The sequence below is a fragment of the Phytobacter ursingii genome, from assembly GCF_001022135.1.
In the GTDB taxonomy this organism is placed as follows: Bacteria; Pseudomonadota; Gammaproteobacteria; order Enterobacterales; family Enterobacteriaceae; genus Phytobacter; species Phytobacter ursingii.
The window spans coordinates 4466090-4479431 of record NZ_CP011602.1 but is presented as its reverse complement, the minus strand read 5'-3'; the positions used below and the strand labels follow the sequence as shown (position 1 = coordinate 4479431).

The following is a 13342-nucleotide window of genomic DNA, read 5'->3' as shown; positions in this document are numbered from 1 at the left end:
CGGTAAGGCGAGGGGAAATACTCAGGCGCGTTTATACAGCGGGATCCACAACGTCAAGCGTAAACCGCCGAGTGGGCTGTCGTCGGCTTTCACCCAACCGCGATGCTGCTGCATAGCGGTTTCAACTATTGCCAATCCTAAACCTGTTCCCCCGGACGCGCGATCGCGCGCTTCATCGGTGCGGTAGAACGGACGGAATATCTGCTCGCGATCTTCCGGGCTGACGCCCGGACCGTCATCGTCCACGTTAATGGTGATGCCGTCTTTATCGACCGAGAAATTCACTTCAATTTTGGTGTGTGAATAACGCAGCGCGTTTCGGACGATATTTTCCAGCGCGCTTTCCAGCGCATTCGGGTTGCCATACAGCGGCCACGGGCCAGGCGGGAAATTCACCGTCAGCGATTTACCCATCTGTTCCGCTTCAAACGCGGCATTGTCGAGCACCTCATTCCACAACTGATTGGCTTTGACCGTTTCGCTGACCAGCGCGTTTTTCTGCTGATTACGCGACATGACCAACAGGTCGTTGATCATACTGTCCAGCCGCTGGGCTTCGGTTTCGATACGTTCCAGCTCTTTACTCTCACCGCTGCGACGACGCAACAGCGCGGTGCCGAGTTGCAGTCGCGTTAACGGTGTCCGTAGTTCGTGGGAAATATCGGACAAGAGCCTCTGCTGGGCGGTCATCATTCGCTCCAGCGCCATAACCATCTGGTTAAAACTGGTGCCTGCGGCAAGAAACTCTTGCGGCCAGGCCTCCAGCTCAGGATGCTGTCGCAAGTTGCCCTGCGCCACTTCATCTGCCGCGTTTTTCAGTTTACGCGCGGGTTTTGCCAGGCTCCACGCCAGCCACAACAGCAACGGCGAACTGATCAGCATCGTGACAATCAGCAACAGGAGAGGGCGGTCAAACAGCAGGTTGATAAAGTCAGACTGGGAGTTGCTGGCTGGTCGAATAAGATAGAGCTGGTAATTGTCCTCACCGTCGCGGACGGAAAAAGGCCCTACCAGCTCTACCCGACCATATTTTTTCTTTTGCGGGTGATCTGAGTTATCCGCCTGACCAATAAAGTTGCGGATAATTTGCATTTCATTGCGTTCGGCGCCGATGACGCGCCCTTCACTGGTTACCAGCAACAAACGTTGCCCCGGAGGGGCCCATTTGTCGATTGCGCGAAACAGCCTGCGCCACCACATCAAATCGTTGGGTGGATCATTGGCCAGTTCCGCTTCAACGTGCTGTTCAATCATCACGCCCTGGCGTTGTTCGCTATCAAGCAACTCCGTCATTTGGCGGGAATCAAGCTTGGGAACCATCAGTACCAGCATCAGCACCAGCGCCAGCGTTAACCAGAAAATGGCGAAGATGCGGGCGGTCAAACTTCCTATCATGAAGCGGATACCATCAAGTAGCCCCGGCCTCGCAAGGTTTTAAACCACGGATGGCCATCTTTGCGGTCCGGTAACTTACGGCGCAGGTTAGAGATGTGCATATCAATCGCGCGGTCAAACGGTGTTAAGCGTTTACCCAGCACTTCCTGGCTTAAATGTTCACGGGAAACCACCTGGCCCAAATGCTGTGCCAGCAGATAGAGCAGGGTGAATTCGGTACCGGTCAGTTCCAGCGATTGACCATCGAAACTGGCTTCCTGACGACCTGGGTTGAGACTCAGGCCATCTACTTCCAGCGTCGGCGAACCGTTGTCGGTATTCTGCTGCTGTTCGCTCCAGTGAGAACGGCGCAAAATTGCACGGATACGCGCGACCAGTTCGCGGTCGTTAAACGGTTTTGGCAGATAATCGTCCGCGCCCAGCTCAAGGCCGAGTACGCGATCCAGCTCGCTGCCGCGTGCAGTCAACATAATGACGGGAGTCTGGTGTGTCTGGCGTAGCTCTTTAAGGGTATCAATACCGTTTTTCTTCGGCATCATGACATCGAGCAAAAGCAAATCGATGCTGTCATCAAGGAGGTTGAGCGCCTGTTCCCCGTCGTGGGCAACCAGCACGTTAAAACCTTCCATGTCGAGCAGCTCTTTTAACAGGGATGTAAGCTCTCGGTCATCATCTACTAAAAGAATTTTATTCATTGTTTAAATACCTCCGAGGCAGAAATTACGTCATCAAGGCTCGCTAATCCATGACTTTACGTTGTTTTACACCCCCTGACGCATGTTTGCAGCCTGAATCGTAGACTCATTATCGTTGATTCGCGACATAGAAAGTTTTTGGGAGCAAATGATGCGCAAAGTTACCGCTGCCGTCATGGCCTCAACACTGGCGCTAAGTGCTTTTAGCCAGGCTGCTGAAGTCGTAACAGGCGATAACTGGCACCCGACTGAGGGATTCGCGCAGCGTTCCAGTCAGAGCCATATGTTCGACGGCATACATTTAACCGAACATCAGCGTCAACAGATGCGAGATCTGATGCAACAGGCAAGGCACGACAAGCCTCCTGTTAATGTTAGCGAAATGGAGACAATGCATCGCCTTGTCACCGCAGAAAATTTTGATGAAAACGCTGTGCGCGTTCAGGCCGAGAAAATGGCGCAGGAGCAGATAAGTCGTCAGGTTGAAATGGCGAAAGTCCGCAACCAGATGTATCACCTGCTTACCCCTGATCAGCAAGCGGTTTTGAACCAGAAACACCAGCAACGGATGAGCCAACTGCGTGAAATGACGCAGATGCAGCAAAGTTCACCGTTGAGAGTATTGAGTAGTAGCACCCAGCGTTCCCAGTAGTCAGTAGTAATGAACCCTGTTTTCCTTGCCATAGACACCATCCCTGTCTTCCCCCTCATGATGAGGGGTTTTTTTTACCCTGAATTCAGCCACCTGATTTTCCTCCGATTGAGTTGCCTTTCGTTATACTACCCACAGAACAGCGTGGGAGCTTTTATGATTGAATCTTATGGACGTCTGATCAGCCGCGCGGCCATTGCCGCAACGATCATGGCATCGTCATTATTAATTATTAAAATTTTTGCATGGTGGTTCACCGGGTCAGTGAGTATCCTGGCCGCACTGGTGGATTCTCTGGTAGATATTGCCGCCTCACTGACCAATTTGCTGGTAGTGCGTTATTCGCTGCAGCCTGCGGACGATGAACATACCTTTGGACACGGGAAAGCCGAATCGCTGGCGGCGCTGGCGCAAAGTATGTTTATTTCCGGTTCGGCATTGTTCCTGTTTTTAACCGGTATTGAGCATCTGGCGAACCCTGAGCCGATGCGTGCTCCCGGAATTGGCGTTGTGGTGACCGTTATCGCCCTGCTCAGTACTGTGATACTCGTCACCTTTCAGCGTTGGGTTGTGCGAAAAACTCAAAGCCAGGCGGTGCGGGCAGATATGCTTCATTATCAGTCTGATGTTATGATGAACGGTGCAATTCTCATCGCGCTGGGGCTGTCATGGTATGGCTGGCATCGGGCGGATGCTCTCTTTGCGCTGGGGATTGGCGTCTATATTTTGTACAGCGCGCTGCGTATGGGTTATGAAGCGGTTCAGTCTTTACTGGATCGGGCATTACCCGATGCCGAACGGCAGGAAATTTTCGATATTGTCACTTCCTGGCCAGGCGTAAGCGGCGCGCACGATCTTCGCACGCGGCAGTCAGGGCCGACCCGCTTTATTCAAATACATTTGGAAATGGATGATAACCTTCCCTTAGTTCAGGCGCATATTGTGGCTGAACATGTGGAGCAGGCCATTTTGCAGCGTTTTCCAGGATCAGATGTGATTATTCATCAGGATCCCTGTTCAGTGGTACCTCAAGGACGATAAGCGGATTAAGGCTGTCGTATTTCGTTGTAAAAGAAGTGAGTCAGACCCGATTTTTGTGTATAAATTACCGCCATATGGTCTGACCTGAATCAATTCAGCAAGCCGCAGTTGATATAATATTGCAGCATAGATGTTTACTCCCTCGCGGAGTTTTTTGGCCAACAGAACATTATTTTTGCATTCCTAAGTTCAGAGGTAGTCATGATTAAGAAAATCGGTGTGTTGACAAGTGGCGGTGATGCGCCGGGCATGAACGCAGCAATTCGTGGCGTTGTCCGTGCAGCATTGACTGAAGGTCTGGAAGTAGCGGGTATTTACGATGGTTATCTCGGCCTGTACGAAGACCGCATGATTCAACTCGACCGCTATAGCGTGTCTGACATGATTAACCGTGGCGGTACATTCCTTGGTTCTGCCCGTTTCCCGGAATTCCGTGAAGAACATGTCCGCGCCGTGGCTATTGAGAACATGAAAAAGCGCGGTATTGATGCGCTGGTCGTCATCGGCGGCGACGGTTCCTATATGGGCGCGAAGCGTCTGACAGAAATGGGCTTCCCGTGCATCGGCTTGCCGGGCACTATCGATAACGATGTTGCCGGTACTGACTACACCATCGGTTACTTCACCGCGTTGCATACCGTAGTAGAAGCCATTGACCGTCTGCGTGACACCTCTTCTTCCCACCAGCGTATCTCCATCGTTGAAGTGATGGGCCGCTACTGTGGCGACCTGACGCTGGCGGCGGCCATTGCAGGTGGTTGCGAATTTATCGTTCTGCCGGAAGTTGAATTCAGCCGTGAAGATCTGGTGGCTGAAATCAAAGCGGGCATCGCGAAAGGTAAAAAACACGCGATCGTGGCTATCACCGAGCACATCTGCGATATCGATGAGCTGGCCAAATACATCGAAGCTGAAACGCAGCGCGAAACCCGCGCGACCGTTCTGGGCCACATTCAGCGCGGCGGCTCCCCGGTTCCTTACGACCGCATTCTTGCTTCCCGTATGGGCGCATATGCGATTGAACTGCTGCTGCAGGGCCACGGCGGTCGTTGTGTTGGTATCCAGAACGAGAAGATGGTTCACCATGACATTATTGACGCCATTGAGAACATGAAGCGTCCGTTCAAAGGCGACTGGCTGGAATGCGCTAAAAAGTTGTACTGATTTCCTTCAACGCCCTCCTTTTCGAGGGCGTTTCTTTGCCTCCATTTATTTCCTAAAGTTATAGCCAATCTTTTTTTATTCTTTAATCATTGGTCTGCTTTCTGGCAGGCTGAGCACATCAAAATACATAACCTGAGAGAGTGGGCGATGAATAAGTGGGGCGTAGGGTTAACTTTGCTGCTGGCATCCGGCAGCGTTCTGGCAAAGGACATTCAGTTATTAAACGTTTCGTACGATCCAACGCGTGAATTGTACGAGCAGTACAACAAAGCGTTCAGTGCCCACTGGAAACAGGAAACGGGCGATAATGTCACGATTCGCCAGTCACACGGCGGCTCAGGTAAACAGGCGACATCGGTTATCAACGGCCTCGATGCCGATGTCGTAACGCTGGCACTGGCATATGATGTTGATGCGATTGCCGAGCGTGGCAGCATCGATAAAAACTGGATCAAACGTCTGCCGGATAACTCCGCACCTTATACTTCCACCATCGTTTTCCTGGTGCGTAAAGGCAACCCAAAACAGATTCATGACTGGAATGATTTAATCAAACCGGGCGTGTCGGTGATCACGCCGAACCCGAAAAGCTCTGGCGGTGCTCGCTGGAACTACCTGGCGGCGTGGGGTTATGCCCTGCATCAGAACGGCGGCGATCAGGCAAAAGCTCAGGATTTCGTGAAAGCGCTGTATAAAAACGTAGAAGTGCTGGACTCCGGTGCGCGCGGCGCGACCAATACGTTCGTAGAGCGTGGTATCGGCGATGTGCTGATTGCCTGGGAAAACGAAGCGCTGCTGGCGACGAACGAACTGGGCAAAGATAAGTTCGAAATCGTAACGCCAAGTGAATCCATCCTTGCGGAACCTACCGTGTCTGTTGTCGATAAAGTTGTCGAGAAGAAAGGCACGCAGAAAGTGGCAGAAGCTTATCTGAAATATCTCTACTCCCCGGAAGGGCAGGAGATTGCGGCGAAAAACTTCTATCGCCCGCGTGACAAAGACGTCGCGGCAAAATACGCAAATGAATTCCCGAAACTGAAACTGTTCACCATTGACGATGTCTTTGGCGGCTGGACGAAAGCGCAGAAAGAGCACTTCTCCAACGGCGGCAAGTTCGACGAAATCAGTAAACGCTAATCATCATCCTCCAGCGGCCCTTCACAGGGCCGTTTTCGTTTTATCCCGACCGATCTCTGCGCTATGCTTCCTGTTCCTCCCTGTAAGGAGAGAGTGATGAAAACAGTGCGCCTGTTTGGCATAGTGTTGTTGATTGCGGCGGCCGCCGCTGTGGTGGGCGGTGAATACTGGTGGAACAGCAGTAAACGGGATGTACTGCGTCATATTGTACTTGAGCAATGTGTGCCGAATCAGCGGAATAACTCTCTACCCGCTCCCTGTGCGCTGGTCAATCCCGATAGTGGCTACGTGTTGCTTAAAGACCGTAACGGGCCATTACAGTATTTGCTGATGCCAACGTACCGTATCAACGGTATTGAAAGCCCGCTGTTGTTGAAATCGCATACCCCCAACTTCTTCTGGCAGGCCTGGCAATCGCGCGGCATGTTGAGTAAAACGCGCGGGACACCGCTGCCGGATAACGCCCTGTCGCTTACGATTAACTCACGGGTCGGACGTACGCAGAACCATTTCCATATCCATATTTCTTGTCTGCGCGAAGATGTGCGCGTGAAGCTTGATCAGCAAGCCTCGCGTATCAGCAGTCAGTGGCTGGCCTTTCCGGGTGGCCTTCTTGGGCATCCTTATCTGGCGCGCCGCGTGACCGAAGCCGAACTGGTACAGCGAAGCCCGTTTTTAATGCTGGCCGAAGAGGTGCCGGAAGCGCGTGAACATATGGGGCGCTACGGCATGGCGATGGTACACCAGGCTGACGGTTCGTTTGTGCTGCTGGCAACCGAGCGTAATCTGCTCGCCTTTAACCGTGGTTCCGCCGAGGAAATTCAGGATCATCAGTGTAATATTCTAAAATAGCCCCACCAGATTTGGCGTTTACCAGGCAAGGCTGTCGCCGTAGACTTGCCGAAAAATTCTACAGGAGACAGGTATGTCGCTCTGGTTTACTCACCCTCTGTTTCTGCCTTCCGTCATCATCGGCCTTACTATCGTGCTGTGGGCCACATCATTGCTACCGGAATTCATCACGGCGCTACTGTTTTTTGCTGCCGCGATGGTGGCGAAGATTGCGCCGCCGGATGTCATTTTCGGCGGTTTTGCCTCTTCCGCTTTCTGGCTGGTATTCAGCGGTTTTGTCCTGGGTGTCGCCATTCGTAAAACGGGGCTGGCTGACCGGGCCGCGCGAGCGCTGTCGGCCAGACTCACCGATTCGTGGTTGCAAATGGTTGCAAGCGTTGTGCTGCTGAGTTATGCGCTGGCGTTTGTTATGCCGTCGAATATGGGACGTATTGCTCTGCTGATGCCCATTGTAGCGGCGATGGCGGCGCGTGCGGGCATCAATGAAGGGACACGCTCTTGGTATGGCCTTGCGCTGGCGGTGGGGTTTGGCACCTTCCAGTTGTCAGCGACGATTTTACCCGCCAATGTGCCCAATCTGGTGATGAGCGGGGCGGCGGAAGGATCCTACGGTATTCATCTCAACTACCTGCCGTATTTGCTGCTGCATACGCCGGTGCTGGGTATTCTGAAAGGCCTCATCCTGATTGGTCTTATCTGCTGGCTTTTCCCGGGACAGCCGCACGCACCAAAGGATCTCACGCCACCTGACCCCATGAGTCGGGAGGAGAAGCGCCTCGCCTGGCTGCTGGCGGTGGTCTTAACAATGTGGGTCACGGAGAGCTGGCACGGCATTGGCCCGGCCTGGACGGGGCTGGCGGCAGCCTGTATTACCCTGTTGCCACGCGTAGGGTTTATCAACGGCGACGAGTTTTCCACCGGGGTAAATATCCGTACCTGTATTTATGTTGCCGGCATCCTTGGGCTGGCCATTACGGTCACGCAGACGGGAATTGGGGCGGCAGTAGGGAACGCGCTGCTGCACATCATGCCGTTGGATCCGGCGCAGCCTTTTACCAGCTTCCTGGCGCTCACCGGCACTACGACTGCGCTCAACTTCATCATGACCGCTAACGGAGTGCCCGCACTTTTCACCACGCTGGCGCAGAGTTTTTCCGACGCGACGGGCTTCCCGTTGCTGTCAGTGATTATGATTCAGGTACTGGGCTATTCCACACCGCTACTGCCGTATCAGGCGTCACCGATCGTGGTGGCCATGGCGTTAGGCAAAGTCCCTGCACGGGCAGGGATGTTGTTATGTATTGCGCTGGCGGTGGCAACGTATCTGGTGCTGCTGCCGCTGGATTATGCGTGGTTTAGCGTGCTGGGGAAATTGTAGTTCTGATGCGATCTGCCCCCTCACACTGACCTTTGTGAGGGGCAGTCAAGTCGCTACAACGATGGGGCGAACGACGGCAGTGCATTTATGACATTGTGTAATACCGTTCTTAACCAGTTCAGTGGCATATCGTTATCACAACATTTATGCCACAGCAGCGAGAGCGCAATTTCCGGCGTCTCAACCGGAACGGGGCTACAGCGTAAACCGTAATGAGATATCCAGTCGGCAGCCAGCCCGGAGGGGACGGTCGCGAAAGCCGACATGCGTTTCAGCAGCGGCGGCAAAGAAGAAAAATGTGGCGTAACGTATCGTACCCTTCGTGATTTCCCCTGCAATGCTAACTGCTCATCGACGGCGCTCCAGGTCGAACCTCGATATGAAACCAGCACGTGATCATGCTCGATGTAATCATTCAACGTCAGCGGCGCTTGCAGCGAAAGCTGTTCGGGGTGCCAGAACGTACAAAAGTTGAGTGAACGGAGATGTTCACGCCTCAACGTGGCGGCAGTGTTCTGGCCAACCGAAATCGCCAGATCTATCTCCCGCTGGAGCACTTGCTCACCATCGCGGAAAGGATCGCTGGCTGTTACCTGCAGCGTGACTCCCGGCGCTTCGCGTGTCACGTATGCCTGTAATTCCGGCATCAGCCAACGCTCAACCCAGTCGCTCATACCCAGACGGAACACATGAGTTGCCTTCGCCGGGGTGAATGCCGGTGGTTGAAAAAGAACGTACTGCATCTGTTCCATCAGGGGGCCGAGTGAGTCAATAAGCGCTTCGGCACGCGGCGTCGGTACCATGCCTCCTGCGGTACGAACAAACAGAGGATCGTCAAACATCTCACGTAACCTGGCCAGCGCATTACTGACCGCCGGTTGCCCCAGATGCAGTTTTTCAGCGGTACGTGACACGCTGCCCTCGCGATGCAGGACAAGCAGCACCGTCAGCAAATTGAGATCGATACGATGAAAATCATTTTCTCTGATAGTGAACATTATATTAATCAATTTGAATGATAGTGTCTTGCTGAGGATACTGCTGAGCACGTTCAAATGACACTGGGATGAGGCAATTTTATGAAAATGATACTGGCGCTGGTGACGACACTCCTCTTTTCCAGCCAGCTTCTGGCCGCCGGGCAGACGAGTGCGCTGGATGAACAGGCTCCCGGTTACTACCGCATGAAACTGGGCAAGCTGCGCATCACCGCGGTATCCGACGGCACGGTAACGGTGCCCCTTAATACACTGCTGACTAACATCTCCGCAGAAAAATTACGTCAGGCGATGGCAAGCGAAGCAATGACGCCGCAAGCGGAGACCTCGATTAACGCCTATGTCATCGATGATGGCAAAAAACGCGTTTTAGTGGATACCGGTGCCGGTGAACTATTCGGTAGCCGGGGTGGGCATCTGCTGGAGAATCTTGCCGCAGCAGGCTATCCGGCTGAATCCATTGACGACGTATTACTGACCCATATTCATGCCGATCACTCTGGTGGGGTATCACACGCCGGCAAGCTCGCCTTTCCTGAGGCTAACGTGTATGTCGACAAACGCGACGTCGACTTCTGGCTTAATCCGTCGAACGTCACTCAGGTTGAGCCAGGTGAGGCGCACACGTTTGCTGAAAGCGAGAAAACGCTTCGCCCGGTTATCAATGCCGGGCGGTTAAAGACATTCCTGGCGCCAGCAACGCCGGTGGAGGGGATTCGTGCAGAATCTACGGCGGGCCATACGCCGGGCAGCGTGCTGTATCGTGTGGAAAGTGAAGGTCAGACGCTGGTTTTATGGGGCGATATTATCCACGCCAAAGCAGTACAAATGCCTGATCCGCACGTGGCAATACATTTTGATGTCAATCGCCAGCAGGCTATCAAAACGCGGGAGCGTGTGCTCAAACAGGCCGCGGAGCAGGGGTATTGGGTTGCTGCCGCACATATTTCATTTCCGGGGTTTGGCCACGTGAAGCGTGAGGGGAATGGGTATCGTTGGGTGGAGAGCAATTATACGACCCAGTTAGGGCAGTAGTCTGCCTGCCATCTGGACGCCTGCGCCGATACAGCCGGGGCGTTAAGCACCTTGAGAAGCTATCTCTCCCCCTGAGGGGAGAGATAACATGAACACTGCCCGCTGTAACCTGAGGGGAGTATTCACCGCGACAAGCGAATTACGCTTTTGCCGCTTCTGCTGCTTTAACGATTACCGCAAAAGCGTCAGCTTTCAGGGAAGCGCCGCCAACCAGCGCGCCGTCGATGTCCGGCTGGGTGAACAGCTCAGCAGCGTTAGCCGCGTTAACGGAACCGCCGTACTGAATAATTACCTGCTCAGCCACTTTCGCATCTGCTTTAGCGATATGGTCACGGATGAATTTGTGAACCGCCTGAGCCTGAGCCGGGGTCGCAGATTTACCGGTACCGATTGCCCATACTGGTTCGTAAGCGATGACCGCGCCTTCGAATGCCGCAGCGCCCTGAGTTTTCAGAACCGCGTCGATCTGACGTGCACACACTTCTTCGGTTTTACCCGCTTCGTTTTCTGCTTCGGTTTCACCGATGCACAGAACCGGGATCAGACCTTGTTCTTTCAGAACGGCGAATTTTTTAGCAATGAGTTCGTCAGATTCTGCGTGGTAAGTACGACGCTCGGAGTGGCCGATAATAATGTACTGCGCGCCGATATCTTTGAGCATTTCAGCGGAGGTTTCACCGGTGAATGCGCCAGACAGGTTAACGTCGACGTTCTGAGCGCCCAGAATGATGTGGCTGCCTGCAGCGGCTTGTTTAGCCAGATCCAGGTACATAGCCGGCGGAGCGATGGCGACGCCACAACCCGTAACGCCAGCCAGCTCTTTACGCAGGTTAGCTACCAGTTCGTTTACCATGTGGCGGCTGCCGTTCAGTTTCCAGTTACCCATCACTAAAGGATGTCGCATTTGAATTCTCCACGCTATAAGAGCGAATTTAAGTAAAATGTCTACCCGTCAGGGCAGTTTGGTCTGTGAGACAGTATAGAGATTCGTCGCCGGAAAGGCTTTGCTTTTTGTCATTTATTGTCGCCTTCCAGGCTTTCAGATAGCGCCAGCTTAATCGGTTCAACAGCGAAGGTGAGCCCCTTTTCGCCGTCATCTGCGACCACATAACGGATGGCACCTTCCGTTTCGGCATACCAGAGTTTGTTTTTGCCGTTGTTCAGTAATTTTTGCAGCTTTTGCAGACTTTGCGCTTTGGTCAGCGTCGGCGAAAACGCGCGAATCAGCGCCGCCATATACTCCTGCGCTTTGGCTTTTGCCGCCTTTTGCTCTGGCCCTCTGACCGGTAGCCAGGTCATCTGCATGGATTTAATTTTCAGCGTGCCGCGTTCCAGCGCCGTGGAGGCGTACAGATTGTCGTTAATTTTGGTCGCGGCGCGGGTCAGACGTTCGGTATCACTACGCGAATCTACAGCGCGAAATTCGTTGAGCTGCAGGTCGGGGTTATCTTCGTTGAACTTTTCTCTGAACTGGCTGATGGATTGTTCGAATGTGGGGGCTCCTGGCAGCAGATACGGGGCCGCAGCCGCAGGTGGCGTATCCTCTGCGAAGGCATAGTGGTTGATGAAGAGCGCCGTAAACAGGAGCCACCAGGTTTTCATTAACATCGTCCTCACTTCTCTTTGTTCACGATTAAAACGATAACAGTCTGGCTTGTCAAAAACTCACGTGACCAGGGTAAACTACGCAGCACTACAATTAAAGGAACCTTACATGGGTATTCAGCAGTGGTTGTTCTCATTTAAAGGCCGCATTGGTCGTCGTGATTTTTGGATCTGGACCGTTATCTGGGTGCTGGCGATGGCGGCGTTGTTTTACGCGGTCAGTTTTGAACTTCTGGCCAGCCAAAATGCCGCGTTTATGCTGGTTTGCCTGCTCTGGCCAACCGCGTGTGTGATTGTGAAACGACTGCATGACCGTAATAAGTCCGGCAGTTGGTCGTTGTTATTTATTCTTGCCTGGATGCTGCTGGCAGGGCACTGGGAGATACTGGGCGGTACGTGGGAATGGGTTGTTGGCCGCTTCGTGCCAGTGCTGATAATGGTAACGATGCTCATCGACCTGGGCGCATTTATCGGCACCCAGGGCGAGAACAAGTTCGGCAAGGATACGCTTGAAGTACAGTTCCGCTGATTACCAGTAGTGTTCAGCGGTGATGTGGCCCGGACGGCGGCGCAGATGTTTCGCCATCTGCCGGGTCTCTTTCAGTAACTGCTGTGTGTCACGCACCATCTGCGGGTTGCCGCAGAGCATTACGTGGCTGGTTTCGGTGTTGATGGGCAATCCCACTGCCTCTTCCAGTGTACCGTTCTCAATCAGCGCAGGCACACGCCCTGTGAGCGACCCGGGCACTGTTTCCCGGCTAACCACCGTTTGAATCCGCAATTTACCCTCATAGCGCTTCTGCAGTTCGAGCATCAGCGGCAGATAACTTAAATCCGCGGCGTAGCGTACCGCATGCACCAGTACCAGATGAGTAAAGCGTTCCAGGTCCTTACCTTCCTGTAGGATCGACAAATACGGCCCAATCGCGGTCCCGGTTGCCAGCATCCACAGCGTGTCGCAGTCCGGCACTTCGTCGAGAACAAAGAACCCTGCCGCCTCGCTGACGATTAACACCTCATCACCTGGCTTCAGTGCGGCCAGACGCGGACTGAGCTTGCCCTCAGGGACGGTGACCAGATAAAACTCCAGATCGGGGTTACCTGGCGCATTGACGTAAGAGTAGGCACGTTGTACCCGCTCACCGTCGATTTCGAGGCCCAGCTTGGCAAATTGTCCGGCAGTAAAGGGATGAACGGGGGCATGAACGGTCAGACTGAACAATGCGTCGGTCCAGAACTCGACGTTTACGACTTTTCCTGTAACCCAGTCGGCCATGATTTTCTCCTGTTCAGAATCATTGCCTTATCTTCGTCGTGAATGGAGAGGATTTCCAGCCCGCTCAGGAAAGAAGGCTCTATTGAACAAATAATTTACAGGTTAATACAACCG

At 53.4% G+C, this 13342-nt stretch carries 14 protein-coding genes; 8 read left to right on the top strand and 6 right to left on the bottom strand.

Annotation, left to right across the window (positions count from 1 at the left end; all coding sequences use genetic code 11):
* Positions 1-21: 21 nt before the first annotated feature.
* Entirely contained in the window at positions 22-1395 is a 1374-nt protein-coding gene (gene cpxA, locus AB182_RS24650; RefSeq protein WP_047372371.1) for an envelope stress sensor histidine kinase CpxA, read from the bottom strand.
* On the bottom strand, positions 1392-2090 hold the full coding sequence (gene cpxR / locus AB182_RS24645; RefSeq protein ID WP_039077316.1) for an envelope stress response regulator transcription factor CpxR: 699 nt from the start codon (positions 2088-2090) through the stop codon (positions 1392-1394). Before cpxR ends, cpxA begins: the two co-directional genes overlap by 4 nt.
* A 151-nt stretch (positions 2091-2241) precedes the next feature.
* Between cpxR and cpxP the strand changes: the two genes are divergently transcribed.
* The 6 genes from cpxP to AB182_RS24615 all read left to right on the top strand — a co-directional run bounded on the left by cpxP (position 2242) and on the right by AB182_RS24615 (position 8314).
* Positions 2242-2742: a cell-envelope stress modulator CpxP gene (cpxP, locus tag AB182_RS24640; RefSeq protein WP_047372370.1), complete on the top strand. Its 501-nt coding sequence runs from the start codon at positions 2242-2244 to the stop codon at positions 2740-2742.
* A 156-nt stretch (positions 2743-2898) separates the two neighbouring features.
* Entirely contained in the window at positions 2899-3783 is an 885-nt protein-coding gene (fieF, locus tag AB182_RS24635; protein ID WP_047372369.1) for a CDF family cation-efflux transporter FieF, read from the top strand.
* 201 nt (positions 3784-3984) lie between these two features.
* On the top strand, positions 3985-4947 hold the full coding sequence (gene pfkA / locus AB182_RS24630) for a 6-phosphofructokinase (RefSeq protein ID WP_047372368.1): 963 nt from the start codon (positions 3985-3987) through the stop codon (positions 4945-4947).
* Positions 4948-5094: 147 nt separating this feature from the next.
* Positions 5095-6084 (top strand): sulfate ABC transporter substrate-binding protein, encoded by a 990-nt coding sequence (locus AB182_RS24625; protein ID WP_047372367.1) that lies wholly within the window; start codon positions 5095-5097, stop codon positions 6082-6084.
* Positions 6085-6180: 96 nt separating this feature from the next.
* Positions 6181-6936, top strand: coding sequence for a CDP-diacylglycerol diphosphatase (locus AB182_RS24620; protein WP_047372366.1), 756 nt, complete (start codon positions 6181-6183; stop codon positions 6934-6936).
* 73 nt (positions 6937-7009) lie between these two features.
* Positions 7010-8314 (top strand): SLC13 family permease, encoded by a 1305-nt coding sequence (locus AB182_RS24615; protein WP_047372365.1) that lies wholly within the window; start codon positions 7010-7012, stop codon positions 8312-8314.
* 53 nt (positions 8315-8367) lie between these two features.
* On the opposite strand, the gene AB182_RS24610 is transcribed toward AB182_RS24615, so the two are convergent.
* Positions 8368-9312: a LysR family transcriptional regulator gene (locus AB182_RS24610; RefSeq protein ID WP_047372364.1), complete on the bottom strand. Its 945-nt coding sequence runs from the start codon at positions 9310-9312 to the stop codon at positions 8368-8370.
* 81 nt (positions 9313-9393) lie between these two features.
* Between AB182_RS24610 and AB182_RS24605 the strand changes: the two genes are divergently transcribed.
* A complete protein-coding gene (locus AB182_RS24605; protein ID WP_047372363.1) occupies positions 9394-10347 on the top strand; it encodes an MBL fold metallo-hydrolase in 954 nt (317 codons plus the stop codon).
* 139 nt (positions 10348-10486) lie between these two features.
* On the opposite strand, the gene tpiA is transcribed toward AB182_RS24605, so the two are convergent.
* The gene (gene tpiA, locus AB182_RS24600) at positions 10487-11251 is read right to left on the bottom strand and encodes a triose-phosphate isomerase (protein ID WP_039077308.1); all 765 of its coding nucleotides are present in this window, start codon (positions 11249-11251) and stop codon (positions 10487-10489) included.
* 110 nt (positions 11252-11361) lie between these two features.
* On the bottom strand, positions 11362-11949 hold the full coding sequence (locus AB182_RS24595) for a DUF1454 family protein (RefSeq protein ID WP_047372362.1): 588 nt from the start codon (positions 11947-11949) through the stop codon (positions 11362-11364).
* Between the two features lie 112 nt (positions 11950-12061).
* On the opposite strand from AB182_RS24595, the gene AB182_RS24590 reads away from it, so the two are divergent.
* Complete coding sequence (locus AB182_RS24590; RefSeq protein WP_047372361.1) at positions 12062-12481, top strand: DUF805 domain-containing protein; 420 nt, start codon at positions 12062-12064, stop codon at positions 12479-12481.
* On the opposite strand, the gene fpr is transcribed toward AB182_RS24590, so the two are convergent.
* The gene (gene fpr / locus AB182_RS24585; RefSeq protein ID WP_047372360.1) at positions 12482-13228 is read right to left on the bottom strand and encodes a ferredoxin--NADP(+) reductase; all 747 of its coding nucleotides are present in this window, start codon (positions 13226-13228) and stop codon (positions 12482-12484) included.
* Positions 13229-13342: the final 114 nt, after the last annotated feature.